Consider the following 24,476-nt stretch of genomic DNA (forward strand, 5'->3'; position numbering starts at 1 on the left):
TCCTTCTCGTCTGTCTGGCTTATGCAATGCCGAGGGCTTTGATCTTGGCGACCAGCGCGTCGACGTCCTCGACCTTTTCGCCTGCCTGGCGAACCGGCGGTTCGGAGACGTTGGTGGTCTTGAGGCGCGGTGCGGTGTCGACACCGTAATCGACCGGAGCCTTGGTATCGAGCGGCTTCTGCTTCGCCTTCATGATATTGGGGAGCGACGCGTAGCGCGGCTCGTTCAGGCGCAGGTCGGTGGTGACGATTGCCGGCATGGTCAGCTTGACCGTCTGCAGGCCGCCATCCACTTCGCGCTTCACGGTAACGCTGTCGCCGTCGACTTCGACCGTGTTGGCGAAGGTGCCCTGCGGACGGCCCATCAGGGCCGCGAGCATCTGGCCGGTCTGGTTCGAATCGTCGTCGATCGCCTGCTTGCCCAGCATCACGATGCCCGGCTGTTCCTCGTCCGCGATGGCCTTGAGGATCTTGGCAACGGCGAGCGGTTCGACTTCGTCATCGGTCTGCACCAGAATGGCGCGGTCGGCGCCCATGGCCAGCGCGGTGCGCAGCGTTTCCTGCGCCTTTGCCGGGCCGATGCTGACGGCGATGATCTCTTCGGCCTTGCCCGCTTCTTTCAGGCGGATCGCCTCTTCGACGGCGATTTCATCGAAGGGGTTCATGCTCATCTTGACGTTCGCAAGATCGACCCCCGAACCGTCGGCCTTGACGCGCGGTTTGACGTTGTAATCGATCACCCGCTTGACGGGGACGAGGATTTTCATGGGTTCTGCCTTCCTCTCGACTGGAAACTGTGGCGCCCGCCTAACTTGCGTTTACGTAAACGTCAAGTGAGCGTTCGACGGGCTTTCGCTTAGATAAGGCTGGCCGCGAACGAGTGTTCCCTGGCGCCAGAAATAGAAAGGCGGGCCGCGTTTCCGGGGCCCGCCTTTCAAAAGCTGCAAATCATCTGTGCCGGGCGATCATGCGGCCTTCTTGACCTCGGCAACGATCTTCTTCGCCGCGTCGCCCAGATCGTCGGCGCTGACGATGGCGAGGCCAGAATTGTCGAGGATGGCTTTGCCTTCTTCGACATTGGTGCCTTCCAGGCGTACGACGAGGGGCACGGAAAGGTTCACGTCCTTGGCTGCCTGCACGATGCCGTTGGCAATCACATCGCATTTCATGATGCCGCCGAAGATGTTGACGAGGATGCCCTCGACCGCAGGATCTTTCAGGATGATCTTGAATGCCGCCGTCACCTTCTCGGTGGTGGCGCCGCCGCCGACGTCGAGGAAGTTGGCCGGGAAAGCGCCGTTCAGCTTGATGATGTCCATCGTCGCCATGGCAAGGCCCGCGCCGTTCACCATGCAGCCGATGTTGCCGTCAAGCTTGATGTAAGCGAGGTCGTATTCGCTCGCTTCGACTTCGGCGGGATCTTCCTCGGTCACATCGCGCAGCGCTTCCACGTCCTTGTGGCGGAACAGCGCGTTGCCGTCGAAGCTCATTTTGGTGTCGAGCACCAGAAGGTTGCCGTCTTCGGTTTCGACGAGCGGGTTGATCTCGAGCATTTCGCAATCGAGATCCATGAAGGCGGTGTACAGCTGCTTCGCCAGCTTCTGCGCCTGCTTGTTCAGATCGCCCGTCAGCTTGAGCGCGAAGGCCATTGCCCGGCCGTGATGCGGCATGAAGCCCTGTGCCGGATCGATGGTGATGGTGGTGATCTTCTCGGGCGTCGAATGGGCAACCTCTTCGATGTCCATGCCGCCTTCGGTCGATACGATCATGGCAACGCGGCCGGTAGCGCGGTCGACCAGCATCGACAGATAGTATTCGCTGGCAATGTCGACGCCGTCGGTCACGTAGAGGCGGTTGACCTGCTTGCCGGCCTCACCCGTCTGTACGGTCACCAGCGTATTGCCGAGCATTTCCTTGGCATTGGCTTCCACGTCTTCGATGCTCTTAGACAGGCGTACGCCGCCTTTCGCATCGGGACCCAGTTCGGTGAACTTGCCCTTGCCGCGGCCGCCGGCGTGAATCTGTGCCTTCACGACGTAAAGCGGTCCGGGCAGCTTCTTCGCACCCTCCACGGCCTCTTCGACCGTCAGCGCGGCATGCCCTGCAGGGATGCCGATGCCGTATTTCGCGAGCAGTTCCTTGGCCTGGTATTCGTGGATGTTCATGGTGGAGCGTCGTCCTTCGCGTCATGCGTTGGGGAAAGTGAGTTGCGAGGGCCCTAAGCATGTCTGGACGCGCTTGAAAAGGCCCGCTTTCGGGTGCAGGCAGCAGGCATTCTTTCATGATCGATAGTCAGCGCCTCGAATCCATCGTCTCCGAAGCAGGAAGGATCGCCTACGACCTCTGGCCGGGGGCGGGGAACGATCTGAATGCGTGGGAGAAAAAGCCCGGCGATCCGGTGTGCGAAGCCGATCTCGCAGTGGACGCCTTTCTCAAGCGGGAACTGGGGGCGCTGCTGCCGTCGGCAGGCTGGCTGTCGGAAGAAACCGCCGACGATCCAGCGCGGCTGGACAATGATCTCATCTGGCTGGTCGATCCGGTCGACGGGACGCGCGATTTCATCCGCGGCCGTACCGGCTGGGCGGTTTCCGTTGCCCTGATCAGTGGCGGGCGGCCGCTCATCGGCACCTTGTGCGCCCCCGCGCGCAAGGAAACCTGGCAGGCGGTGGCGGGGCAGGGCGCCTATCGCAACGGCGACAGGCTTGTGGCCAGCACGCGTCAGGAATTCGCCGGCTCGCGGGTGCCCGCGCATGTCTTGCCGAAAGCCGATGCCGATCTGGTGACGGTCGATCAACCCAACTCCATTGCCTTGCGCATCGCGATGGTCGCTGCAGACGAAGCGGACCTCGTGGCGACGGTGCGGTGGGGTTTCGAATGGGATATCGCCGCAGCGGGCCTGATCGCGCGCGAAGCAGGGGCGGCGGTCAGCGATGCGTTCGGGAAGAAGCTCGACTATAACAAGCGCGATCCCCGCGCCTTCGGCATACTCGCCAGCGCCCCCGGCATCCACGCCGCCGCGGTGGCACGGATCGCAACACGCGTCGCGGCTGCACAATGAAAAAGGGGCCGGCGTAAACCGGCCCCAGTTGGTTGCGACAGCTCGAAGGGCTGTGGAGTATTACATTCCCTGCGATTGTGCGGCTTCGATGTCCCGCTGATCGAACGGAACGATCTTGATTTCGACGCGCCGGTTCAGCGGTTCGTTCACATTGTCGCCGGTCGAGACCTTGAGGCGGGTTTCGCCGAAGCCCATCCAGCGCACGCGCGAAGAGCTGACGCCCTGGGAGATCAGGTAGTTGGCCACGGCCTGTGCGCGCTGTTCCGACAGGCGCTGGTTCGTGGTGGCCGAGCCGGTCGTGTCGGTGTGACCGTATACGTCAATCAGGCTGTTGGGATACTGGCGCAGGCTGCCGGCCACGCGGTCGAGCAGATCGCGGAAGCCCGGCGAAATGGTGTAGCTGCCGGTCGAGAATGTCACGCCGTCTGGCAGGTTGACGAGAATGGCTTCGCCGCCATCGGTTTCGGAAACGTCGACGCCGGTGCCGGCGGTCTGTTCTTCCAGTTCCTTGATCTGCTGGTCCATCTTGTAGCCGATGACGCCACCACCGATGCCGCCTGCTGCGGCGCCGATGATGCGGCCGGTCTTGCCGCCGATGAGACCGCCGAGCAGGCCGCCTGCAACAGCGCCGCCGGCGCCGCCGAGTACGGTGCGCGAGACCTTGCGTTCGCCGGTGTTCGGATCGGTGACACAGGCCGAGACGGTCAGCAGCGAAACGGCTGCAAGGCTTGCTGTGAGAATGCGTGAGTTCTTCATCTATTCTTCCCCTTTTCTGCGCGGCATCCGACCCTTGGGGCGGCTCCGGGCGAGTGGTACCGGACGCGCCCACCCGCGTCGCTGTTCCTCAAACCTTTCAACGCCCCTGCCGTTCCACAGCCATGTCAGATAAGTTTCACGCGGGGCGCTGGCAGCGGCGCACTTTTGTGCTAGCCGTTGCCGCGTGACACCCTTTCCCTGGACAGACCTGCTGATCATCATCGGGCTGATCGTGCTCAACGGCGTCTTCGCCATGAGCGAGCTTGCCATCGTGTCGGCCAAGACATCGCGCCTCCAGCAGGCCGCCTCCAAAGGGAGCAAGGGCGCCGCCACGGCCATCTCCCTGGCATCCGATCCGGGCAAGTTCCTGTCGACCGTGCAGATCGGCATCACGCTGGTCGGGATCATTTCGGGTGCCTATTCGGGCGCCAGCCTGGGCGGGCCGACGGGCGAACGGCTCGCCATGCTGGGCGTGCCCCAGCAGTATGCGGCGGAAATCGGCTTCGCGTCTGTCATCGCCATCACCACCTATGCCACGCTGGTCATCGGCGAGCTCGTGCCCAAGCAGATCGCGCTGCGCGCGGCGGTGCCCATCTCGCTGGTCATGGCGCGGCCCATGGCGATCCTGGCGCGCGTGGCGGCGCCGCTCGTGTGGCTGCTCGATGCGTCCTCGGGCGTGCTGATTCGCCTGCTCGGCGTGCGTCCCTCGGGGCAAAGCTCGGTCACGGCGGAAGAACTGCACATGCTCTTTGCCGAAGCCACCCGCAGCGGGGTGATCGAAAGCGAACAGCACCAGATGCTGCAGGGCGTCGTACGCCTCGCCCAGCGTCCAGTACGCGAGCTGATGACCCCGCGTACCGAAGTCGACTGGATCGATGCCGATGCGGACGCGGCGGCCATTCGCGCGGCGATCGACACCAGCCCGCATTCGCTCATGCCCGTGGCGGAAGGCTCGGCCGACAGGGTGCTGGGCGTAGTCAAGGTGCGCGATATCCTGACGCGCCTGATCGCCAAGGAACCGATCGATCTGCGCGCCCTGATGGTCAAGACCGAGGTCGTGCCCGATCAGCTCGATGCGGTCGATGCGCTGCGCGTGCTGCAGCAGGCCGAAATAGCGATGGCCATGGTGCATGACGAATACGGCCATCTCGACGGCATCGTCACTCCGGTCGATCTGCTCACCGCGCTGGTCGGCAATTTCCTCAGCGATCAGGACGGTGCCGAAGGGCCCGGCGTGGTCGAGCGGGAAGACGGCAGCCTGCTGGTCTCCGGCTCGCTCTCGGCCGATGTGCTGGCCGACCGGCTGGGCCTCGAATATGGCGACGATCGCGAATTCGGCACGGCGGCGGGCTACGCGCTGCATGTGCTCAAGCGCCTGCCCGGCGAAGGCGACTATTTCACCGATCAGGGCTGGCGTTTCGAAGTGGTCGACATGGACGGTCGCCGGATCGACAAGCTGCTGGTGAGCCGCGAGGCGGGCTGACGACCTTCGCCAGGCCAGCGGATTTTGAGATTCTCTAATTTGCGAACCGGCCTGCGCGGGTTCGTCCTCGCTAGACGTGCAGCAAGCTGCACCCGCTGCGGGCGGGCGGTCGCCCCTGCCGGACCTTCACCGGCCCGGATCTGGCGCACACCATACGAATGGCGAAAGTGTCCGAGCCGCAGGCGAGGCAAGGCCGACTGGCCGCCCGCAGCGATGCGCCCGAAGGGCGTGTGAGCGAGGACAGCCTAAGGCCGCACACGCGGACGCCGGCGCATGAGGCTGAACGAAACCCGGGCTTCAGCCCGGTATCACCGCGCTTGCGGTTGCACCGTCGCCTTCGGGGGCGGCGATGATGTCGCGGGTCACTGCGCCCTTGGCGACGGTCGCGGTCTGCGGGTCGCCCACAGCGCTGCGAATGCCGGGTTCGGCGGCACCGGCGCGTTCCAGCATGCTGGTTTCCACGCCGCTACGGGCCTGCGGACCGCCGAACAACACGTCCAGCGTCTGCGCAGCGGCGCTGCCTTCGCTCGGGCGCGGGGCGCCGGGCTGGGGCGGCTGCAGGTTGAAATCGGGCGGAACCACCAGCGGCGCCTGGCGCTGCACGGCGAATTCATCGGGCCGGTTGCGGTCGAGAAGGCCCCCGCTGCCGCAGGCTGCGGTCATGGCGCCGAGGCCGGCCATCAGGGCGATTCGGGCGAATTTGATCATCACTTGCTCTCCGCGGCATCGGCCGCCTTGCTGTTCATGAGGCCATCGACCTCCGCCTTGTCCTTGTCGCCCATGAAGAAGGCACGCGCAAGGACGATGACGACACCGATGGTGATAGCCGCATCGGCTACGTTGAAAATGAGGAAGGGGCGGAATTCCCCGAAATGCAGATCGGCGAAATCGACGACATAGCCGAGATCGTAGCGATCCTTGATATTGCCCAGCGCCCCGCCAAGGATCAGCGACAGTGCCAGGATATCCGCCAGCAGCTTCTCGCGCATCATCCATACCGTCACCACCAGGGCGATCAGCGCGGTTACCAGCACCAGGCCCCAGCGCATTTCCGGGCTGGTCGCTTCGAACATGCCCAGCGACACGCCGAAATTGCGGGTAAAGCGCAGGTCGAAGAAGGGCAGGATTTCCATCGCATCGCCGACACGGTCGATGCCCAGCCCCTTGGTGACGTAATTCTTGGTCAGCTGGTCCACCACGAAGATGGCCAGTGCCGTCACGCAGCCGATGATGCGGTTCTTCATGATCGGGTTCATCGGGCGGCATCCAGTTGGGCGACGACGGGCTCGCAGCGGTCGCATAGATCGCCGTCTTCCGTCACGGAAGGAAGCAGGCGCCAGCAGCGCCCGCATTTGTTTTCGGATGTCCGTGTGACCGTCACATCCGCGCTATCGCTACGCGTCACTGACGCGGTGATGAACAGTTCGGCCAGATCATCGTCGCTGAAACCTTCCGGCACAGCGTCGGCGGGAACGATTACATCGGCCTCCAGGCCGGACCGGATGACCTTCTCGCGCCGCAGCGGTTCGATCGCTTCCATCACGTCCTCGCGCAAGGCGCGCAGCTTGTCCCACTTCGCCCCGTCCGCGGTGACGCCCGGCACAGCAGGCCATTCCAGCAGGTGGACGCTGCCGCCATCCGGATAGCGCGTGCCCCACACCTCTTCCGCCGTAAACACCAGCACCGGCGCGGCATAGCGGACCAGTGCGTGGAACAATATGTCCAGCACGGTGCGATAGGCGTTGCGGCGCACCGAATCCGGCCCGTCGCAATAAAGGCTGTCCTTGCGGATATCGAAATAGAAGGCCGACAGGTCTTCGTTGCAGAAATCGACCAGCAGGCGGGTATAGGCGTTGAAGTCGTAATCCTCGACGGCCTTGCGCAGCTTGCCGTCCAGATCGGCCAGCAGGGCCAGGACATAGCGTTCCAGCTCGGGGATTTCCCCGGCATCGCCCATGTCGCCCACGAAACCGTCGAGCGCGCCCAGCAGATAGCGGAAGGTATTGCGCAGTTTGCGATACTGGTCGCCCACGCCCTTGAGGATTTCATCGCCGATGCGGTGATCCTCGGTGAAATCGACGCTCAGCGCCCACAGGCGGATAATGTCGGCGCCATACTGTTCCATCACCTTCAGCGGGTCGATGGTATTGCCAAGGCTCTTGGACATCTTGCGCCCGTCGCTGGCCATGGTGAACCCATGGGTCAGGATCTGGTCGAAGGGCGCGCGGCCACGCGTCGCGCAGCTTTCCAGCAGGCTCGACTGGAACCAGCCGCGATGCTGGTCGCTGCCTTCCAGATAGAGGTCGGCGGGCCACTGCATGTCCGGCCAGCGTCCCGATTCGAGGACGAAGGCATGGGTGCAGCCCGAATCGAACCAGACGTCGAGAATGTCGGTGACCATTTCGTAATCGTCGGGATTGTGCGCGGAACCGAGGAATTCGGCCTTGCGCGCCTCATCCCAGGCATCGACGCCTTCTTCGCGCACCGCGGCGATCACGCGGGCGTTCACGTCTGCATCCTGCAGATATTCGCCCGTGCCGTTCTTCACGAACAGCGTGATCGGCACGCCCCAGGCGCGCTGGCGGGACAGCACCCAGTCGGGGCGGCCTTCGACCATCGAACCGATGCGGTTGCGGCCCTTTTCGGGAACGAAGCGCGTGTCGGCGATGGCCTTCAGCGCGCGCTCGCGCAGGGTCGAGGGCAGCGCGTGGCCTTCGACAGGCTCAGGCTGAGCGGATGGTGTATCTGCGACCTGTTCCCCGCCCCGCTCGTCCTGAGCCTGTCGAAGGACAGGCACTTCGGGCGCGCCAAGCGGCTTGTCCATCGGCACGAACCATTGCGGCGTGCAGCGATAGATGACCTTGGCCTTGCTGCGCCAGCTATGCGGATAGGAATGCTGGTAGTCGTCGCTGGCGGACAGCAGCCCACCGGCTTCGCGCAGGTCCGAACAGATCGGGCCTTCGGGCGAATTGAACGGCTTGTTGATGACGCTGCGGCGGCGTTCCTTGCCGTCCGCATCCACATCGCCTGCGCCCAGCCATTCCCAGTCGTCGCGATAACGCCCGTCGGCCATGACGGCGAACACCGGCTCGATGCCGTGCTTGCGACACAGCAGGAAATCGTCCTCGCCGTGATCGGGCGACATATGGACCAGACCCGTACCGCTGTCGGTGGTAACGAAATCGCCCGGCAGGAATGGGCGGGGCTTGGCGTAGAACCCGCCAAGATGGTGCATCGGATGGCGCGCGACCGTTCCGGCGAGGTCGGAGCCTTTGAATATCTGGAGATTCTCATCCCACTTATCGGCGTCGGGCCATGGTTCGGACGGTTGTCCACTCGGAACGGTGGTTATGCGAGTGATAAACTCAGTAGCGAGTTCGCGGGCCACCAGATATTTGGCGTTCGGCCAGCTGATAAGCGCGTATTCAATGTCCGGCCCATAGGCCAAAGCCTGGTTCACCGGGATCGTCCACGGCGTGGTCGTCCAGATTACCGCATGCGCGCCGACCAGTTCTTCGATCGGGCTCTCGGTGATCTCGAACGCGACATCGATCTGCGTGCTGGTGATGTCCTCGTATTCGACCTCGGCTTCGGCCAGCGCGGTTTCTTCGACCGGGCTCCACATCACCGGCTTCGAACCGCGATAGAGATTGCCCGCTTCTGCGAACTTCGTCAGCTCGGCCACGATGGTCGCCTCGCTGTCGAACTGCATGGTCAGATAGGGATTGTCCCAGTCCGCCATGATGCCCAGCCGCTTCAGCTGTTCGCGCTGCACATCGACCCAGTGCTGCGCATAGGCGCGGCATTCGGCGCGGAATTCCTTCGCCGGGACCGCTTTCTTGTCCAGCTTCTTCTTGCGGTACTGTTCCTCGACCTTCCACTCGATCGGCAGGCCGTGGCAGTCCCAACCCGGAACATAGGGCGCATTCTTGCCCAACAGGTTCTGCGTGCGGCAGACCATGTCCTTCAACGTATGGTTCAGCGCGTGGCCGATATGCATGTCGCCATTGGCGTAGGGCGGACCATCGTGGAAGATGAACTTCTCGCGGTCGGCGCGTGCATCGCGCAGCTGCTGATACAGTCCGTCCGATTCCCAGCGTGCGGCAATGCCCGGCTCCTTCTGGGGGAGGCCGGCCTTCATGGGGAAATCGGTCTTCGGCAGGAAGACGGTATCTCGGTAATCGCGCTTTTCGGACATAGGTGCTGGCCGTTAGGGCAAAGCAGCCGTGTAGGAAAGTGCGGAGTGGCCTGCCCGCCCGCCTCTTACCGTCATCCCCGCGCAGGCAGGGATCCGGCGCGGGCCACGGCATTTCCCGGCTGGATTGCAGCCTGCGCGCGAATGACGAATCGCTAAAGCTGCGCCAGCAGCCGCCGCGCTTCGTCGCAATCCCTGTCCATCTGCGCCACCAGCGCGTCGAGACTGTCGAACTTTGCCTCGCCGCGCAGGAAGTGGTGAAACGCGACTTCGATCTCCTGCCCGTAGAGATCGCCCGAAAAATCGAAGAAATAGGGCTCAAGCAGTTCCTTGGGCGGATCGAACTGAGGCCGCACGCCGATATTGGCCGCGCCCTTCAGCTCCTGCCCGGTCGACAGGATGCGCCCGGTCACGGCGTAAATGCCGTATTTCGGGCGCAGGTAATGTTCCACCGGCAGGTTCGCCGTGGGATAGCCGATCTCGCGCCCGCGCTTGTCGCCATGCTGCACCACGCCGCGAATGGCGAAGGGCCGGGTCAGCAGCCGGGCCGCTTCCTGCGGATCGCCGTCGCGCAGGGCATTGCGCACGCGGCTCGACGATACGGCTTCGCCGCCATCCAGCACGGGCGGCACCGCGCGCGCCTCGATCCCGACCTCTTTGCCAAGGCTGACCAGCCTGTCGAAATTGCCGCCGCGCGCCTTGCCGAAGGTGAAATCCTCGCCCGTCACCACGCCTGCCACGCCCAGATGGTCGCCCAGCAGGCGCTGCACGAAATCCTCTGCGGTAGTTCCGGCCAGCTCGCCGTCGAAATGGAACACCAGCATCGCGGTCGCCCCGGCAGCGAGGTACAGCTCCTGCCGCTGTTCCAGCGTCGTCAGCCGGAAGGGCGGGGCATCGGGCTGGAAATGGCGCACGGGATGCGGATCGAAAGTGGCGATGATGGCCGGGCGGCCTTCCTCGCGCGCCCAGCGGATCGCCTCGCCCGCCACGGCCTGGTGGCCCAGGTGGAAACCGTCGAAATTGCCCAGCGCCACAATCGCGCCGCGCAGGCTTTCGGGCAGTGGCTCGCGGTGGTCGAGGAACCTCACGCGGCATACTCCCGCGCCCGTTCCAGCGTGACGAAGCTGTAGGCGGGCGCATCGCCTTCGGCAGCGTGGTCCTCGCGGGCGATCTCGCGCCATTCGGGTCCGGGGGCGGGCATGAAGGTGTCGCCTTCGAAATCGGCATGGATGTCGGTCAGCTCGATCCGATCCGCCAGCGGCATGAAGACGTCGAAAATCGCCGCGCCGCCGATCACTGCCGCCTGTTCGGCAGTGTTCGACGCCAGATCAAACGCTTGATTGACATCCCTCGCCAGTTCGGCGCCGGTCGAATCCCAGCGCTCTCGGCGGGTCAGCACGATGTGCCTGCGACCCGGCAACAGGCCCGGAAGGCTCTCGAAAGTCTTGCGTCCCATGATCATCGGCTTGCCCATTGTCAGCGCCTTGAACCGCTTCAGATCGGCCGGCAGATGCCACGGCAACGCCCCGTCCCGACCGATGCAGCCATTGGCCGCGCGGGCATAGATCAGGAACAGATTCACCGTTCCAGCTTCGTTACATGGCCCATCTTGCGCCCCTCGCGAACCTCGGCCTTGCCATAGTCGTGCAGATGCGTGTCGGGCTGGCTAAGCCATTCTTCGGTTTCGAGAATATCGCGCCCGATGATGTTCGTCATGGTCACCGACCGGGCGACCGTGGCTGTGCTGCCAAGCGGCAGTCCGGCTACAGCGCGGATGTGATTTTCGAACTGGCTCGTGGCCGCGCCCTCGATCGTCCAGTGCCCCGAATTATGGACCCGCGGGGCCATCTCGTTGAACACCGGCCCGTCCCGCGTGGCGAAAAATTCCAGCGTCAGCACGCCTACATAGCGCAGCGCGTCGGCCACCTGCCGCGCCAGCTCCCGCGCCCTGTCGACCTGTGCCGCGATCGCTTCGCCAGCGGGCAGGGAGGACGTCGCAAGGATGCCGTGATCATGCGAATTGCGCGTCGAATCCCAGAAGCGGATTTCCCCGTCCTGCCCGCGGACCAGGATAACCGAAAACTCGGCCTCGAATTCGACGAAAGCTTCGTAAATCAAGGGCATGTCCGGCAGGTTCAGACCTTGGGCATCGCGGTCCGAACCGATGCGCCACTGGCCCTTGCCGTCATATCCATCGCGCCGCGTCTTGAGAATGCCCGGTGCGCCCAGAGTGTCGATCGCGGCTTCCAGATCGGCGCGCGAATCGATGCGGGCATACGCCGCCGGTCGGCCGCCGAGCCCTTCGACGAAGCGCTTCTCGTTCAGCCGGTCCTGCGCGGTTTCGAGCGCGCGCGGATGCGGGAATATCCGGTCTTCGGGGATAGACGCCGCCGTGGCGACGGGCACGTTCTCGAATTCCCAGGTCACGGCATCGCATTGCGCAGCGAAGGCAGCGACTGCGGCTGCATCGTCCCATTTGTTGGTGAAGATGTCGTCGCACACGTCGCTGACGACATTGTCGCCCTCGGGCGCGTAAGCGATGCAGCGATAGCCCAGCTGGGCCGCGCTGACCGCCATCATCCGGCCAAGCTGGCCGCCACCCAATATCCCGATCGTGCTGCCGCGCTTCAGCATCAACCGACGGGACGCTCGGTCACGGCCGCACTGCGGGCCGCGCGCCAGTCCTGCAGGCGCTGCGACACGGCGGCGTCGTGATTGGCAAGAATGGCCGCGGCGAGCAGCCCTGCATTGGTCGCCCCTGCCTTGCCGATGGCCAGCGTCCCCACGGGAACCCCGGCCGGCATCTGGACGATCGACAGCAGGCTGTCCTGCCCCGAAAGCGCCTTGGACTGCACCGGCACGCCGAGCACGGGAATATGGGTGAGCGCGGCGATCATGCCGGGAAGGTGGGCCGCACCGCCGGCGCCGGCGATGATGACTTCGAAACCCGCGTCCGCCGCACCCTTGGCAAAATCGTACATCCGGTCGGGCGTGCGATGCGCGGATACGATGCGCACGTCGCTTTCCACGCCGAGCTCGTCGAGCACCTCTGCGGCGCAGGTCATGGTTTCCCAGTCGGACTGGCTACCCATGACGATGGCAACTTTGGCGCCCATCCTTACGAATCCTTGAGGTAGTAGCGTTCGCCCGACACCTTCGTGCCCTCGAACTCGTAGACGATCGGCTGACCGGTCGGGATTTCGAGCCCGGTAATCTCGTCATCCGAGATGGCGGACAGGTGCTTGACCAGCGCGCGCAGGGAATTGCCGTGGGCGGAGATGATGACCGTCTCGCCTTTGCCCAGCAGCGGCAGAATGGCTTCTTCCCAATAAGGCAGGACGCGTTCGATCGTCAGCTTGAGGCTTTCGGTGCGCGGTACGTCGATCCCGGCATAGCGCGGATCCTCGGCAAGATCGAATTCGCTGCCGGCTTCCATTTCCGGCGGGGGGACGTCGAAACTGCGGCGCCAGACGTGGACCTGTTCATCGCCGTGCTTTTCGCGCGTCTGCTGTTTGTCGAGCCCGGTAAGACCGCCATAGTGGCGCTCGTTCAGGTGCCAGTCGCGCGTCACCGGGATCCACAGACGGTCGCAGGCTTCCAGTGCGATGTTGAGCGTCTTGATCGCCCGCTTCTGAAGGCTGGTGAAAGCCGTGGTGGGCAGGACGCCCTTGGCGTTCATCAATTCGCCGGCTTCACGCGCTTCGGCTTCACCTTTTTCGGTCAGGTCGACATCCCACCAGCCGGTGAAACGGTTGGCGAGGTTCCACTCGCTCTGTCCGTGGCGAACGAGGATCAGTTTCGACATGATTACTCCGGTTTCCCCTAGGAGCAGTGCGCGTTAGCGCTCTGTTTCTTCATTGGGAAGGCTTGTCTGGTCCGATTCGCTGATTTCGCGCCCCTGCGCTTTCCTGCGTCGCAGGTTCTCGCGAAGTTTTGCGGCGAGGCGTTCCTCACGGCTCGATTTGTTTTTCTCACTGGCCATGCAGAAAGCCTTCGCCAATTTTGCCTCCGGGCTCAAGCGAAGGTTGACTTATGCTCCGCGTCTGCCAATAGCGCGCGCCTCCACCCCGCGAGCCTTTCTCGCGGCGACATGTGCTGCTGTAGCTCAGTGGTAGAGCGCACCCTTGGTAAGGGTGAGGCCGGGAGTTCAATCCTCCCCAGCAGCACCATTTTCCCGGAAAATGGAATGTCCAGTGTTCGCCCCGCCCGCAGGGATGCCGGCGCGATGCGAAAGCCGATTGTATCGGCGCGCTGTATTGCCTAGCTAGCACGGTATGGATGAAGCCGACGATCTGACCCCGCTCGACCCTGCTTACAAATCGATGCTGCGCCTGCAGTTCGCGATCGTGGGGGTTGTATTGCTGGTGGCCGCCACCATTGCGGAATTCGCAATCCCGGGCTGGACCGGGGCGGTTTGGATCCCGGCTTTGCTCGTCGCCACCTATGCGCTCGTCCGTGTGCCGTTGAGGCGTTACAATGCGCGCGGATATTCACTGGCGCAGGAAAGACTGCGGGTGGTGCGCGGCGTTTTCTTCCGTGCCGATACGGTCGTGCCGTTCGGCCGCGTCCAGCACATCGATGTGGGGCAGGGGCCGCTGGAACGCGCTTACGGCCTGGCTACTCTGACCGTCCACACGGCGGGCACGCACAACGCCTCCGTATCGCTTCCCGGCCTGCGCCATGCAGATGCGACAGCCATGCGCGAAGATATCCGCGCGGCAATTAGGCGCGACACGCGGTGACCGAACCGTTGGAGGACACGCCCCGCAGAACAGACCCGCGCACGTTTGCCGTGCGGGCTGTCGCCATGCTTTCCCAGCTTGTCCTGCCACTCGTCGTCGGCGGTTTCACCATTCTGGACAAAGGCGATTTCGGCGATGCCTTGCTATATTTCCTCCCCCTTGTCGTGCTGGCGGTCGGGGCGAACATATTCTTCGCCTATCTGCGTTGGGCGCGCTTCACCTATACGGTCGGAGCAGACGACATCCGGGTGGAAAGCGGGGTTCTGTCGCGCGAGGCGCGGTCGGTACCGTATGAGCGAATTCAGGATGTCAGCATTGAACAGAAGTTCGTGCCGCGGCTGTTCGGGCTCGTCGAGGTAAAATTCGAGACCGGGGCGGGCGGGGGCGACGACCTGAAACTTGCCTATCTGCCGGAGGTCGAGGGCGAGCGCCTGCGGGAGCTCGTCCGGTCCCGGCGCGATGGCAGTTCGCTACCCGAGCAGAATATCCACACCGACATCGCGCCCGAGCCGGATTCCCGACTGCTCTATGAAATGGGGCCGGGGCGCGTGCTCACTTTCGGCCTGTTCGAATTTTCCCTTGCCGTCGTCGCGGTCGTCGCGGGGGCCGCGCAACAACTCGATTTCCTGCTGCCGTTCGAAGTCTGGGACTGGCGCTCGTGGCGCGAACAGATAGCCGGACCCGGCCAATGGCTGGCTGGCCTCGGAGTGCTTGCCCAGCTTGTCGGGGGTGTGATCGCCGTGGGTTCGCTGATCTTCATCGGTGTCGCAACGGGAGTGGTCCGAACGGTCCTTCGCGAATGGGGCTTCCGGCTGGAGCGAACCGACAAGGGTTTGCGGCGCAGGCGCGGGCTGCTGACGCGCACCGATCTCGTCATGCCGGTGCACCGGGTGCAGGCGCTGCGGCTCAGCACGGGATTGGTCAGGCGGTGGTTCGGCTGGCATTCCCTGAAGCTCGTCAGTCTCGCCAGCGATAGCGGGTCGGCCAATCACGAAGCGGTGCCTTTTGCCCGGCTGAAAGAAATTTCCCCGGTAGTGGCCGAAACCGGGTTCGAACTGCCGGGCGCGGAAATCGAGTGGCATCGCTCATCCCGGCGCTATCGGATCGACGGCTTTCTCATGGGATTCTTCCTGATGATCGCAATTGCCGCCGCGCTGTTCGTATCTGGCAATGCATATCTCGCCTTGCTGCCGATAATAGCCGGAGGCGGATGGTTTGCCCTGCACGAATATATGCGCTGGCGCTGGGATCGGCATGCGCTGGGGCAACGCCAGTTATATACCCGGCACGGCTGGTTCGCGCCCAGCATGGCCATTGCATCGCGCGAAAAGCTGCAATCGGTCGAAATCGTCCGTAATCCCTTGGCGCGCGTGCGGGGCTATGCCGACATCAGGTTCGGGCTTGCCGGGGGACACCTGCGAATGCGGGGTATCGCGTTGGCGGACGCAATGCGCATCCGCGACGCGGTTCTTTCAAGCATGGGCGAGCAGGATTTTTCCGAGGTTGTGGAAGCCGGTTCGCAATCTGCCTAGGCGCGCAAGTCTTCCCATTCGGGATGGCGGTCAAATTGTGCGGCGACATAGGAACAGCTCGGGATGATCTTGAAGCCTTTGTCGCGTGCGTCGTCTATAAGGGCATCCACCAGTTTTGCGGCAATACCCTTCCCGCGCATGTCCGGCGCGACGATGGTGTGCTCCGCATCACGCGCGCCATTGCGCAGAGTCCATGTCAGTTTGCCTGCGTGCGTACCATCGCCGTCGCTTGCGACATACTGACCGCTCGTTTCGTTATCCTCTTTGCGTATAGCAATCGGTGAAGTTTCCATCGTTCCGTTATTCCTTCCTGTGCAAGCAATGCGCCGGTGGTTATGGGCGTTCCGATGCAGTTCCTATCCGATAATGCCGCCTCGGTTCACCCGGCCATCTGGGATGCCCTGAAGGCGGCGGACGCACCCGATTCGCCTTATGACGGGGATGGTCTGAGCAATGCTCTCGACCAGAGATTTTCCGACCTGTTCGGCAAGCCATGTGCGGTTCTGTGGGTAGCTACGGGGACGGCAGCCAACTGTCTTGCCCTGGCAACCATGGTTCAACCGCATGGGGGAATCGTCTGCCACGAAGAAGCCCATATCGAAATGGACGAAGGGGGCGCGCCAGGCTTCTATCTTCACGGCGCAAAGCTGCTGCTGGCGAAGGGCGATGGCGCCAAGTTGACGCCCGATGCGATCCGCGCCGTCGTCGACCCGATCCGCGACGATGTGCACCAGGTTCAACCGCACGCCATCTCTATCACTCAAGCCAGCGAATATGGCAGGACCTATCGGCCCGAAGAGGTTGCAGCCATCGTGGCGCTGGCGCGAGAGCGCAAACTCGCAATCCATATGGATGGCGCCCGTTTTGCCAATGCCGTTGCCTTTCTTGAATCCACTCCGGCTGAAGCAGCAGGAGATGTCGACGCATTGAGCTTCGGATTCATCAAGAACGGCGGTCTCGGGGCTGAGGCAATCGTGTTCTTTGACGCCGCTCTTGCCGATGTGGCCCGTTACCGCCGCAAGCGTGCCGGGCACTTGCAATCCAAGGGCCGGTTTCTTGCCGCGCAGCTTCACGCCATGCTGGACGGCGATATCTGGCTGACCAACGCGCGCCATGCCAATGCTGCGGCTCAGGAAATCGCCGCTGGTTGCGAGGAGCGATTGATGCATGCAGTGGAAGCGAACGAATTGTTCGTGCGCTGCACTGCAGACGAACGCCAGGCGCTGCGCGAAAAGGGTTTCGGCTTTTACGACTGGGGCGACGATGCTGCCCGCTTCGTTACGGCATGGAATACGCCTGAAGAAGACGCGTCCGCTCTGGCAAAGGCGCTCGCCCAGCTATGAGTACGCCTGTAGAGGGCGAAAGCCTGTTTACGCCCCGTAATTTCGCCGCATTTCTGCTTGTCAGCGTGATCTGGGGCGGGACCTGGCTGGTGATACGCGACCAGATCGCCAGCGTCCCGGCGAGCTGGTCGATCTCCTATCGCTTCATCGTGGCGGCCCTCGGCATGTTCGCCCTGGCTGCAATCCGACGGGAAAGACTGTCTCTCGCGCCGGGTGGCATGCGCTGGGCCTGTTTGTTGGGCCTGTTCCAGTTCACGCTCAATTTCGCCTTCGTTTACAATGCCGAAAGCTATATCACTTCGGGTCTCGTGGCAGTCATGTTCGCCCTGCTGGTCGTTCCCAATGCGATCTTCGGGCGCGTTTTTCTGGGCCAGCAGATCACCGGGCCGTTCATTGTCGGCTCGGCGATCGCGGCAATAGGTGTCGCGCTGCTTTTCGCCCATGAATGGCAGTCGTCGCCTGCGACCTTGAGCGAAGTGCTGCTCGGTGCCGGGCTGACGGTTTGCGGCATTCTTTCGGCCAGCGCTGCCAATATCACGCAGGCAATGGAGGGCGCGAAGAAGCAGCCCTTTCTCACCCTCTTGGCGTGGTCGATGGCCATTGGCGTGGTGATCAACAGCGTGTTTGCATGGGCAACGTCGGGGCCGCCGCAATTCGATACACGCACCTCATACTCGCTCGGTATCCTGTATCTCGGGCTTGCCGGTTCGGTGGTGACTTTCCCGCTGTATTATGGCCTGGTTCGCAAAATCGGGGCCGGTCAGGCGGCCTACAGTTCGGTAATCGTACCGGTAGTGGCCATGGTCCTTTCGACCCTGTTCGAAGGGTTCGTGTGGGGACCGCTGCCGGCAGCCGGGGCCGTCATTACGCTATCGGGAATGGTGATCGCCATGCGTGGGCGGGCAAGTCCGCCGCCGCGCCGTGCTACGCCTGAGCCCTGATCGCGGCCAGACCTTCGCGATACGTTGGATAGCGCGGGGTCCAGCCGAGCAACCGCTTCGCCTTGCCGTTGGCCACACGGCGATTTTCGGCGTAGAAACCGCGCGCCATCGGCGAAAGGTCGGCCTCCTCCATCGTCTGTAACGGCGGAGGTGGCACGTCCAGAAGCCGCGCAGCCTCTTCGATCACTGCGTTCTGGCTGGTCGGCAGATCGTCCGCGAGATTATAGGCTCCCGGCGGGGCCTCGCTTTCGAAAGCAGCTACCACCCCTGAAACGATATCGTCCACGTGGACCCGGCTGAAGACTTGGTCCGGCAGGTCGATCCGGTGTCCTTTGCCCTCTGCCACCCGGTCAAGCGCGCTGCGCCCGGGACCATAGATGCCCGGCAGGCGGAACACCCGCGCCTCCATTTCGAGCCACCGCGCATCGCAATGCGCCCGGGCAGTTCGCCGCCCAGTTCCGGTTGGAGAAGCTTCGTCGACCCAAGCGCCGCCGGCATCGCCGTAAACGCCGGTAGAGGAGAGGTAAAAGAGCGACTTTCCACGCAAGGCATGGCCATAGGCATCCAGCACCGGATCGCTATCACCGGACGGCGGAACGGAACTCAGGATGTGGGTTGCCCGAGCGAGGGCTGCAGTCACTGCGTGCGAATCATCGAAACTGACATTGCCCGCGCCTCCCGTCGCATCGACGTGCCAGCCACGCGCTTCCATGATGCGCGCAATGCGGGATGCGGTATAGCCGAGACCGAAGATGAGCAGCCTGCTCATTCGCTGCCGGGTTGGCCGCGTACAGGGCCTTCGAAAGCGCGAAGGAAGGTGGCAATCGAGTTCAGCATCGGACGCGTTCGGTGCGGGAGCAGGTCGTTGCTGTCAATCGGACAGAACCTGCGACCTGCCGATTGAACGCAAGGCCTCGACGGGCGTTGCATTGGGTGACAGAGCATTTTCGCCCGGAAAAACGACAGGACATTCATGGATATTGCGCGCACTCCCGCTTCGCCCGACGGCAACCCCGAAATGGCCGATGCAGCGTTTGAACCCAAGGCGCCGCCCGAAATAAAGCGCTCAGATTACACGCCTTTTGCCTGGTTGATCCCGACGATCAGGATGGAGTTCGATCTGGGCCTCGATAAAACGCGTGTGGTCGCCAGGCTTGATGTCGAACGCAATCCGGATGCCGACGCTTCCCCGACAATTCGCCTGAACGGCGATAGTCTTGAACTCGTGTCGATCACTTGCGATGGAGGCGATTGCGCAGGGCATATGATGGACGGCGACGATCTCGTCGTCACGCTGGAAGGCGAGCGGCATACACTCGAAATCGTCACCGAACTGGACCCGTCCGACAATTCGCAACTGATGGGGCTGTACGCTTCCAATGGCATGCTTTGCACCCAGTGCGAGGCGGAAGGCTTTCGCCGCATCACATTCTTCCCGGATCGCCCGGATGTGCTCAGCACCTACACTGTGCGAATGAGCGGGCCGAAAGCGCAGTTCCCTGTACTGCTGTGCAACGGCAACCGTTCCGACACTGGCGAAGAAGGCGACACGCACTGGGCGGAATGGCACGATCCCTGGCCCAAGCCTTCCTATCTCTTCGCCCTGGTGGCCGGCGACCTCGTCGCTCGGACAGACAGTTTCACGACTGCCAGCGGCCGCAAGGTGGAACTGAACGTCTGGGTCCGCGACGGAGATCTCGATCGGACCGAGCATGCGATGGAGAGCCTGAAGCGATCCATGAAATGGGACGAGGAGACGTTCGGGCGCGAATACGATCTCGATCTGTTCAATATCGTCGCGGTTTCGGACTTCAACATGGGGGCGATGGAGAACAAAGGGCTCAATATCTTCAATACGAAGTATGTCCTCGCCGATCCCGACACCGCCACCGACGGCGATTACGACGGGATCGAGGGTGTGATCGGCCACGAGTACTTCCACAACTGGTCGGGAAACCGAATCACCTGCCGCGACTGGTTCCAGCTGAGCCTCAAGGAAGGCTTCACCGTCCTACGCGACCAGTTGTTCAGCCAGGATATGGGCAGTGCGCCGGTCAAGCGCATCGAGGATGTCCGCGTATTGCGCGGCGTACAGTTCCCCGAGGATTCCGGCCCTCTCGCGCATCCGATCCGGCCCGATTCCTATCGCGAGATAAGCAACTTCTACACGGCGACCATCTACAACAAGGGCGCCGAAGTCATTCGCATGATGCGGACCATGGCTGGCGAAGAGCGGTTCCGCCGCGGGACCGACCTCTATTTCGATCGCCACGATGGCGAAGCCGCGACATGCGAGGATTTCGTCAAATCCATCGAAGATGGCACCGGCATGGACCTGACCCAGTTCCGCCGCTGGTATTCGCAGGCGGGCACGCCGAAGGTAAGGGTGCAGCTCGAGCATGCGGGCAACAGCGCGACGCTGAGGCTTTCGCAAACCATTCCTGCCACTCCCGGTCAGCCCGACAAGAAACCGATGCCGATTCCCCTGAAGGTCGCGCTGTTCGACCGTCAGTCGGGTGAGAACACGGGCGAAGAACTCGTCGTTCTCGATCAGGACAGCGCAATTTTCACGTTCGGTGGCTTTGCGCAGAAGCCGGTGCTTTCGATCAATCGGACATTTTCAGCCCCGGTTTCGATCGAGCGCGACGTATCTCGGGATGATCTCGTGTTTCTGGCTGCGCAGGACGACGATCCGTTCGCCCGGTATGAAGCGATGCAGGAACTCATGACCGGCTATCTCGTCGGCGCAGTGACGGGCGATCTTGACGATACTGGCTGCAAGGCGGCGCGCGGCGACATAGCGCAGGCAATGAAATCGGTGATTGAAGACGATCGCCTCGAAGACCTCATGCGCGGCGAACTGATGTCGATGCCAAGCCAGGCCTATATCGCAGAGCAGATGCTGGTTGCCGATCCTGGCCGAATTCATGCCGAGCGGGAGGCGCTGAAGGCCGATCTCGGTGATCGGTTGGCGTCACAGTTCCACGCTCTTTACGATCGGGTCGAAGGCCTGCCGTTTTCGCTGGATGCAGACGCCAAGGGCGCGCGAAAGGTCAAGACGCTGGTGCTAAGCTATGCCGCTGCCAGCGATCCCGCAAAGGCAGCCGAACTCGCTGCCTATCAGTACGACCATTCGGACAATATGACCGATCGTCAGGGCGCTTTGATGGTCCTTGCCGGCTTGGACAGCCCGGAACGCACCGACAAGCTGCAAGATTTTTACAATCGCTACGCAGGCAATGCGCTGGTCATCGATAAATGGTTCGCGTTGCAGGCCAGTTCGCTTCATCCGCACGCCATCGATCATGTGAAAGCTCTGCGCGCTCACCCGGACTTCACGTTGAAGAACCCCAACAGAGTGCGCTCGCTCTATATGGCCTTCGCGGCAAATCCTTCCGCATTTCACGCGGCGGATGGCGAGGGCTATGACATGATCGCTGACCTCGTTCTGGAACTCGATCCGATCAATGCGCAGACGGCAGCCCGCTTTATTCCGTCCCTGGGGCGCTGGCGCCGGATCGAAGAAGGGCGCGCGAAGTTGATGCGCGACGCGCTCGAAAGAGTTGCTGCTGCGCCAAAACTCTCGCGCGACACGTTCGAACAGGTCACGCGTTCGCTGGGATGATCGCGTGGTGAGTGGTTTCCTGAAGGCCGACCTGCTCGATGGCATTCCCCATGGCTTCTCGACGTCGATTGGTCTGGAAGCCGACGACATAGCCCGCGGCGCGAAATTGATGTGTCCGCGCCAGATACATTCGGCGACGGTCGTGATCGTCGATGAGCCATGGCCCGAACCACCGCAAGCCGATGCGCTCGTCACCGCCAGGCGGGGTATCGCATTGGGCATTGTCACCGCCGATTGTGCTCCGGTCTTGCTGAGCGATGCCAAAGCCGGCGTTGTCGGTGCAGCGCATGCTGGCTGGCGCGGAGCAGTGGGCGGCGTGCTGGAACACACGGTGGCGGCGATGGTGTCGCTGGGTGCACATGCATCCGATATAAAGGCGGCAATCGGCCCCACGATCGCGCAGGGCAGCTACGAGGTCGATCAGGGATTTCGCGAACAGTTCGACAATCGCGATGCACCATTCTTCGCAGCCGGGCGCCCCGGCCATTACCAGTTCGATCTGCCAGCCTATGTGTACCAGTGCCTGAGCGATGCAGGTGTCCGCGATATCGAGGATCTGCGCGAAGACACTTATGCGCAGCCCCATCGCTTCTTCTCGTTCAGGCGCGCAACGCATCGGGGCGAGGAAACCGGGGGCAGGCAGCTCAGCGTCATCGCACTACCCGTGTGATCCCTGCCGCGATTGCACCTTGACGTACAAAGCTTGCCAAAATGGCGGTTGGCAACCTGCCGCATAGCGGCTAGAGGCGCGTCCAAACCGGGCACACTGGGGGCTTCCGCGCACGTACCGTATATTCGGGCGTACCGGCTTTCGGATAGGTCCGGCCATGGATTCGCACTCTGCGCCTAACCCGTCCGGGCCACGGCGCAATACCAAGGCAGGCAAGGCAAAGCGCTGATGGCAGACACCGCTGCAACCGCAACTTCCGAAACGGCAGTCGTTACCGATGACGGTATCCGCCGCCGTGACTTTCTCGACATCGCTGCAGTCAGTGCTGCGGGTATCGGCGGTCTTGCCGTCGTATATCCGTTGATCAGCCAGATGGCGCCGTCGAAAGACGTCCTTGCCGCCAGTTCGACGGAAGTCGATGTCTCGGCGATCGAGCCGGGACAGGCCATCAAGGCAGTGTTTCGCAAGCAGCCGCTGTTCGTGCGTCGCCTGACGGGTGCTGAAATCCAGGCGGCCAACGCCGTCGATACCAGCAGCTTGCGGGATCCGCAGACTCTCGAGGAACGGACGAAGGAAGGTCACGAAGACATGCTCGTGACCATGGGCGTCTGTACTCACCTCGGCTGTGTTCCCCTCGGTGCCGCCGAAGGCGAAGTCAAAGGCGAATACGGCGGCTATTTCTGCCCCTGTCACGGGTCGCATTACGATACGGCTGGCCGTATCCGTAAGGGTCCCGCGCCGGCAAATCTCGAAGTGCCGGAATACGAGTTCACCTCGGACACCGTCATTCAGGTCGGCTGAGCGTAGAGAGAAGAGACGATACGATGAGCTTTCCCTGGGCCAAGGAATATACCCCGACCAATCCGGTCATGAGGTTCTTCGACGAGAAGCTGCCGCTGCCGCGCCTCGTCTATAACGCTGTCGGTGCAGGCTATCCTGTTCCCCGCAATCTGAGCTATTTCTGGAATTTCGGCGTTTTGGCCGGCTTCTTCCTGGTGCTTCAGATCGTGACCGGCGTGGTGCTGGCGATGCATTATGCTGCCAACGCCCAGGTGGCATTTGCCACGACCGAACATATCATGCGCGACGTAAACTGGGGCTGGATGATGCGCTATGCGCACGCCAACGGCGCCAGCTTCTTCTTCATCGTCGTCTACCTGCACATCTTCCGCGGCTTCTTCTACTCCTCGTACAAGGCCCCGCGTGAAATGATCTGGCTGCTGGGCGTCGTCATCTTCCTGCTGATGATGGCCACCGCCTTCATGGGCTACGTCCTTCCCTGGGGTCAGATGAGCTTCTGGGGCGCCAAGGTCATCACCGGCCTGTTTGGCGCAATCCCACTGGTGGGCGAGCCGATTCAGGTCTGGTTGCTGGGCGGCTTCGCTCCGGACAATGCGGCGCTCAATCGTTTCTTCAGCCTCCACTTCCTGCTGCCCTTCGTAATCGCAGGGGTTGTTATCCTGCACATCTGGGCGCTCCACATTCCGGGATCGTCGAACCCGACGGGCGTGGAAGTGAAGCAGGAAAGCGACACGCTGCCCTTCCACCCGTATTACACGGCGAAGGACGGCTTCGGTCTGGGTGTGGCGCTGATCCTCTACTTCGCGCTGGTATTCTTCCTGCCGAACACGCTGGGTCACCCGGATAACTACATCGAAGCGAACCCGCTTTCGACGCCGGCGCACATCGTGCCCGAATGGTACTTCTGGCCCTTCTACGCGATCCTTCGCGCCTTCACGGTCGACTTCCTGTTCATTCCGGCCAAGCTGATGGGCGTGATCGCGATGTTCGGTTCGATCCTGATCTGGTTCTTCCTCCCCTGGCTCGACAAGTCGCCTGTGCGCAGCGGCCATTACCGTCCGATGTTCCGCAAGTTCTTCTGGTTCGGTCTCATCCCTGCCATGGCCGTGCTGTTCTATTGCGGCGGTGCGCCGGCCGAAGAACCCTTCGTGATGTTGAGCCAGATCGCCACGGCTTACTACTTCCTGCACTTCCTGGTGATCATTCCGATCGTCAGCCAGATCGAGAAGCCGGAACCGCTGCCCTATTCGATAACCGAAGCCGTGCTCGGCTCGGACGACAAGGCAGTGCTCGGCAAAAACGCCAAGACGGCTGCCTAAGCGAGTACGAGA

General features: G+C 62.7%; 23 protein-coding genes and 1 tRNA gene. 11 read left to right on the plus strand and 13 right to left on the minus strand.

The window, feature by feature from the left end; all coding sequences use genetic code 11:
• Window positions 1-19: 19 nt before the first annotated feature.
• Window positions 20-766 carry an electron transfer flavoprotein subunit beta/FixA family protein gene (locus tag AC13F2_RS08205; RefSeq protein ID WP_482965060.1) on the minus strand — a complete coding sequence of 249 codons (747 nt, stop codon included), beginning with the start codon at window positions 764-766 and terminating at the stop codon, window positions 20-22.
• Between the two features lie 198 nt (window positions 767-964).
• A complete protein-coding gene (gene sucC, locus AC13F2_RS08210) occupies window positions 965-2,164 on the minus strand; it encodes an ADP-forming succinate--CoA ligase subunit beta (RefSeq protein ID WP_103024666.1) in 1,200 nt (399 codons plus the stop codon).
• Window positions 2,165-2,280: 116 nt separating this feature from the next.
• On the opposite strand from sucC, the gene AC13F2_RS08215 reads away from it, so the two are divergent.
• On the plus strand, window positions 2,281-3,057 hold the full coding sequence (locus AC13F2_RS08215) for a 3'(2'),5'-bisphosphate nucleotidase CysQ (RefSeq protein WP_103024665.1): 777 nt from the start codon (window positions 2,281-2,283) through the stop codon (window positions 3,055-3,057).
• A 60-nt stretch (window positions 3,058-3,117) separates the two neighbouring features.
• Here the strand turns inward: AC13F2_RS08215 and AC13F2_RS08220 are convergent, their stop codons facing one another.
• Window positions 3,118-3,813 carry a YiaD family glycine zipper/OmpA-like lipoprotein gene (locus AC13F2_RS08220; RefSeq protein WP_103024664.1) on the minus strand — a complete coding sequence of 232 codons (696 nt, stop codon included), beginning with the start codon at window positions 3,811-3,813 and terminating at the stop codon, window positions 3,118-3,120.
• 184 nt (window positions 3,814-3,997) lie between these two features.
• On the opposite strand from AC13F2_RS08220, the gene AC13F2_RS08225 reads away from it, so the two are divergent.
• A complete protein-coding gene (locus tag AC13F2_RS08225) occupies window positions 3,998-5,296 on the plus strand; it encodes a hemolysin family protein (RefSeq protein WP_221596894.1) in 1,299 nt (432 codons plus the stop codon).
• Window positions 5,297-5,593: 297 nt separating this feature from the next.
• Here the strand turns inward: AC13F2_RS08225 and AC13F2_RS08230 are convergent, their stop codons facing one another.
• The 8 genes from AC13F2_RS08230 to gpmA all read right to left on the minus strand — a co-directional run bounded on the left by AC13F2_RS08230 (window position 5,594) and on the right by gpmA (window position 13,296).
• The gene (locus tag AC13F2_RS08230; protein WP_103024662.1) at window positions 5,594-6,004 is read right to left on the minus strand and encodes a DUF3035 domain-containing protein; all 411 of its coding nucleotides are present in this window, start codon (window positions 6,002-6,004) and stop codon (window positions 5,594-5,596) included.
• Window positions 6,004-6,540: a signal peptidase II gene (gene lspA / locus AC13F2_RS08235; protein ID WP_301641952.1), complete on the minus strand. Its 537-nt coding sequence runs from the start codon at window positions 6,538-6,540 to the stop codon at window positions 6,004-6,006. The genes AC13F2_RS08230 and lspA overlap by 1 nt, the downstream gene beginning before the upstream one ends.
• Window positions 6,541-6,548: 8 nt before the next feature.
• Window positions 6,549-9,494 (minus strand): isoleucine--tRNA ligase, encoded by a 2,946-nt coding sequence (ileS, locus tag AC13F2_RS08240; protein ID WP_482965061.1) that lies wholly within the window; start codon window positions 9,492-9,494, stop codon window positions 6,549-6,551.
• Window positions 9,495-9,646: 152 nt separating this feature from the next.
• The gene (locus AC13F2_RS08245) at window positions 9,647-10,579 is read right to left on the minus strand and encodes a bifunctional riboflavin kinase/FAD synthetase (protein ID WP_482965062.1); all 933 of its coding nucleotides are present in this window, start codon (window positions 10,577-10,579) and stop codon (window positions 9,647-9,649) included.
• A complete protein-coding gene (locus tag AC13F2_RS08250) occupies window positions 10,576-11,073 on the minus strand; it encodes a dihydrofolate reductase (protein WP_234003240.1) in 498 nt (165 codons plus the stop codon). Before AC13F2_RS08250 ends, AC13F2_RS08245 begins: the two co-directional genes overlap by 4 nt.
• Window positions 11,070-12,125: a 5-(carboxyamino)imidazole ribonucleotide synthase gene (locus AC13F2_RS08255; protein ID WP_482965063.1), complete on the minus strand. Its 1,056-nt coding sequence runs from the start codon at window positions 12,123-12,125 to the stop codon at window positions 11,070-11,072. Before AC13F2_RS08255 ends, AC13F2_RS08250 begins: the two co-directional genes overlap by 4 nt.
• Window positions 12,125-12,607 carry a 5-(carboxyamino)imidazole ribonucleotide mutase gene (gene purE, locus AC13F2_RS08260; protein ID WP_221596900.1) on the minus strand — a complete coding sequence of 161 codons (483 nt, stop codon included), beginning with the start codon at window positions 12,605-12,607 and terminating at the stop codon, window positions 12,125-12,127. Before purE ends, AC13F2_RS08255 begins: the two co-directional genes overlap by 1 nt.
• A 2-nt stretch (window positions 12,608-12,609) precedes the next feature.
• A complete protein-coding gene (gene gpmA, locus AC13F2_RS08265) occupies window positions 12,610-13,296 on the minus strand; it encodes a 2,3-diphosphoglycerate-dependent phosphoglycerate mutase (RefSeq protein WP_482965064.1) in 687 nt (228 codons plus the stop codon).
• Window positions 13,297-13,585: 289 nt separating this feature from the next.
• On the opposite strand from gpmA, the gene AC13F2_RS08270 reads away from it, so the two are divergent.
• The 3 genes from AC13F2_RS08270 to AC13F2_RS08280 all read left to right on the plus strand — a co-directional run bounded on the left by AC13F2_RS08270 (window position 13,586) and on the right by AC13F2_RS08280 (window position 15,765).
• Window positions 13,586-13,660: transfer RNA gene (locus AC13F2_RS08270), tRNA-Thr, on the plus strand.
• Between the two features lie 105 nt (window positions 13,661-13,765).
• A complete protein-coding gene (locus AC13F2_RS08275) occupies window positions 13,766-14,233 on the plus strand; it encodes a PH domain-containing protein (protein WP_375247084.1) in 468 nt (155 codons plus the stop codon).
• Entirely contained in the window at window positions 14,230-15,765 is a 1,536-nt protein-coding gene (locus tag AC13F2_RS08280; RefSeq protein ID WP_482965065.1) for a PH domain-containing protein, read from the plus strand. The genes AC13F2_RS08275 and AC13F2_RS08280 overlap by 4 nt, the downstream gene beginning before the upstream one ends.
• Here the strand turns inward: AC13F2_RS08280 and AC13F2_RS08285 are convergent.
• A complete protein-coding gene (locus AC13F2_RS08285) occupies window positions 15,762-16,058 on the minus strand; it encodes a GNAT family N-acetyltransferase (RefSeq protein WP_482965066.1) in 297 nt (98 codons plus the stop codon). The two genes, AC13F2_RS08280 and AC13F2_RS08285, sit on opposite strands and share 4 nt — an antisense overlap.
• Window positions 16,059-16,112: 54 nt before the next feature.
• Here AC13F2_RS08285 and AC13F2_RS08290 point away from each other — a divergent pair, with 54 nt between their 5' ends.
• Window positions 16,113-17,108 carry a threonine aldolase family protein gene (locus AC13F2_RS08290; RefSeq protein WP_482965067.1) on the plus strand — a complete coding sequence of 332 codons (996 nt, stop codon included), beginning with the start codon at window positions 16,113-16,115 and terminating at the stop codon, window positions 17,106-17,108.
• Window positions 17,105-18,049 carry a DMT family transporter gene (locus AC13F2_RS08295; protein WP_482965068.1) on the plus strand — a complete coding sequence of 315 codons (945 nt, stop codon included), beginning with the start codon at window positions 17,105-17,107 and terminating at the stop codon, window positions 18,047-18,049. The genes AC13F2_RS08290 and AC13F2_RS08295 overlap by 4 nt, the downstream gene beginning before the upstream one ends.
• Here AC13F2_RS08295 and AC13F2_RS08300 read toward each other — a convergent pair.
• The gene (locus AC13F2_RS08300; protein ID WP_482965069.1) at window positions 18,033-18,818 is read right to left on the minus strand and encodes a Rossmann-fold NAD(P)-binding domain-containing protein; all 786 of its coding nucleotides are present in this window, start codon (window positions 18,816-18,818) and stop codon (window positions 18,033-18,035) included. The two genes, AC13F2_RS08295 and AC13F2_RS08300, sit on opposite strands and share 17 nt — an antisense overlap.
• A gap of 204 nt (window positions 18,819-19,022) precedes the next feature.
• Between AC13F2_RS08300 and pepN the strand changes: the two genes are divergently transcribed.
• The 4 genes from pepN to AC13F2_RS08320 all read left to right on the plus strand — a co-directional run bounded on the left by pepN (window position 19,023) and on the right by AC13F2_RS08320 (window position 24,464).
• Window positions 19,023-21,674: an aminopeptidase N gene (pepN, locus tag AC13F2_RS08305; protein WP_482965070.1), complete on the plus strand. Its 2,652-nt coding sequence runs from the start codon at window positions 19,023-19,025 to the stop codon at window positions 21,672-21,674.
• 7 nt (window positions 21,675-21,681) lie between these two features.
• Window positions 21,682-22,344, plus strand: a complete 663-nt coding sequence (gene pgeF, locus AC13F2_RS08310; protein ID WP_301641938.1) for a peptidoglycan editing factor PgeF — start codon at window positions 21,682-21,684, stop codon at window positions 22,342-22,344.
• Window positions 22,345-22,572: 228 nt separating this feature from the next.
• On the plus strand, window positions 22,573-23,145 hold the full coding sequence (petA, locus tag AC13F2_RS08315; RefSeq protein ID WP_103024650.1) for a ubiquinol-cytochrome c reductase iron-sulfur subunit: 573 nt from the start codon (window positions 22,573-22,575) through the stop codon (window positions 23,143-23,145).
• A gap of 23 nt (window positions 23,146-23,168) precedes the next feature.
• A complete protein-coding gene (locus AC13F2_RS08320; RefSeq protein ID WP_103024649.1) occupies window positions 23,169-24,464 on the plus strand; it encodes a cytochrome b in 1,296 nt (431 codons plus the stop codon).
• Window positions 24,465-24,476: the final 12 nt, after the last annotated feature.

It is taken from the genome of Qipengyuania sp. L-5Y (genome assembly GCF_056859455.1).

What these genes read in the sequence shown, in the direction of transcription:
- AC13F2_RS08205 (WP_482965060.1), bottom strand. Translation starts at nt 766, where the DNA reads ATGAAAATCCTCGTCCCCGTCAAGCGGGTGATCGATTACAACGTCAAA.
- sucC (WP_103024666.1), bottom strand. Translation starts at nt 2,164, where the DNA reads ATGAACATCCACGAATACCAGGCCAAGGAACTGCTCGCGAAATACGGC.
- AC13F2_RS08215 (WP_103024665.1), top strand. Translation starts at nt 2,281, where the DNA reads ATGATCGATAGTCAGCGCCTCGAATCCATCGTCTCCGAAGCAGGAAGG.
- AC13F2_RS08220 (WP_103024664.1), bottom strand. Translation starts at nt 3,813, where the DNA reads ATGAAGAACTCACGCATTCTCACAGCAAGCCTTGCAGCCGTTTCGCTG.
- AC13F2_RS08230 (WP_103024662.1), bottom strand. Translation starts at nt 6,004, where the DNA reads ATGATCAAATTCGCCCGAATCGCCCTGATGGCCGGCCTCGGCGCCATG.
- lspA (WP_301641952.1), bottom strand. Translation starts at nt 6,540, where the DNA reads ATGAAGAACCGCATCATCGGCTGCGTGACGGCACTGGCCATCTTCGTG.
- ileS (WP_482965061.1), bottom strand. Translation starts at nt 9,494, where the DNA reads ATGTCCGAAAAGCGCGATTACCGAGATACCGTCTTCCTGCCGAAGACC.
- AC13F2_RS08255 (WP_482965063.1), bottom strand. Translation starts at nt 12,125, where the DNA reads ATGCTGAAGCGCGGCAGCACGATCGGGATATTGGGTGGCGGCCAGCTT.
- purE (WP_221596900.1), bottom strand. Translation starts at nt 12,607, where the DNA reads ATGGGCGCCAAAGTTGCCATCGTCATGGGTAGCCAGTCCGACTGGGAA.
- gpmA (WP_482965064.1), bottom strand. Translation starts at nt 13,296, where the DNA reads ATGTCGAAACTGATCCTCGTTCGCCACGGACAGAGCGAGTGGAACCTC.
- AC13F2_RS08275 (WP_375247084.1), top strand. Translation starts at nt 13,766, where the DNA reads ATGGATGAAGCCGACGATCTGACCCCGCTCGACCCTGCTTACAAATCG.
- AC13F2_RS08285 (WP_482965066.1), bottom strand. Translation starts at nt 16,058, where the DNA reads ATGGAAACTTCACCGATTGCTATACGCAAAGAGGATAACGAAACGAGC.
- AC13F2_RS08290 (WP_482965067.1), top strand. Translation starts at nt 16,113, where the DNA reads ATGCAGTTCCTATCCGATAATGCCGCCTCGGTTCACCCGGCCATCTGG.
- AC13F2_RS08295 (WP_482965068.1), top strand. Translation starts at nt 17,105, where the DNA reads ATGAGTACGCCTGTAGAGGGCGAAAGCCTGTTTACGCCCCGTAATTTC.
- AC13F2_RS08300 (WP_482965069.1), bottom strand. Translation starts at nt 18,818, where the DNA reads ATGAGCAGGCTGCTCATCTTCGGTCTCGGCTATACCGCATCCCGCATT.
- pepN (WP_482965070.1), top strand. Translation starts at nt 19,023, where the DNA reads ATGGATATTGCGCGCACTCCCGCTTCGCCCGACGGCAACCCCGAAATG.
- petA (WP_103024650.1), top strand. Translation starts at nt 22,573, where the DNA reads ATGGCAGACACCGCTGCAACCGCAACTTCCGAAACGGCAGTCGTTACC.
- AC13F2_RS08320 (WP_103024649.1), top strand. Translation starts at nt 23,169, where the DNA reads ATGAGCTTTCCCTGGGCCAAGGAATATACCCCGACCAATCCGGTCATG.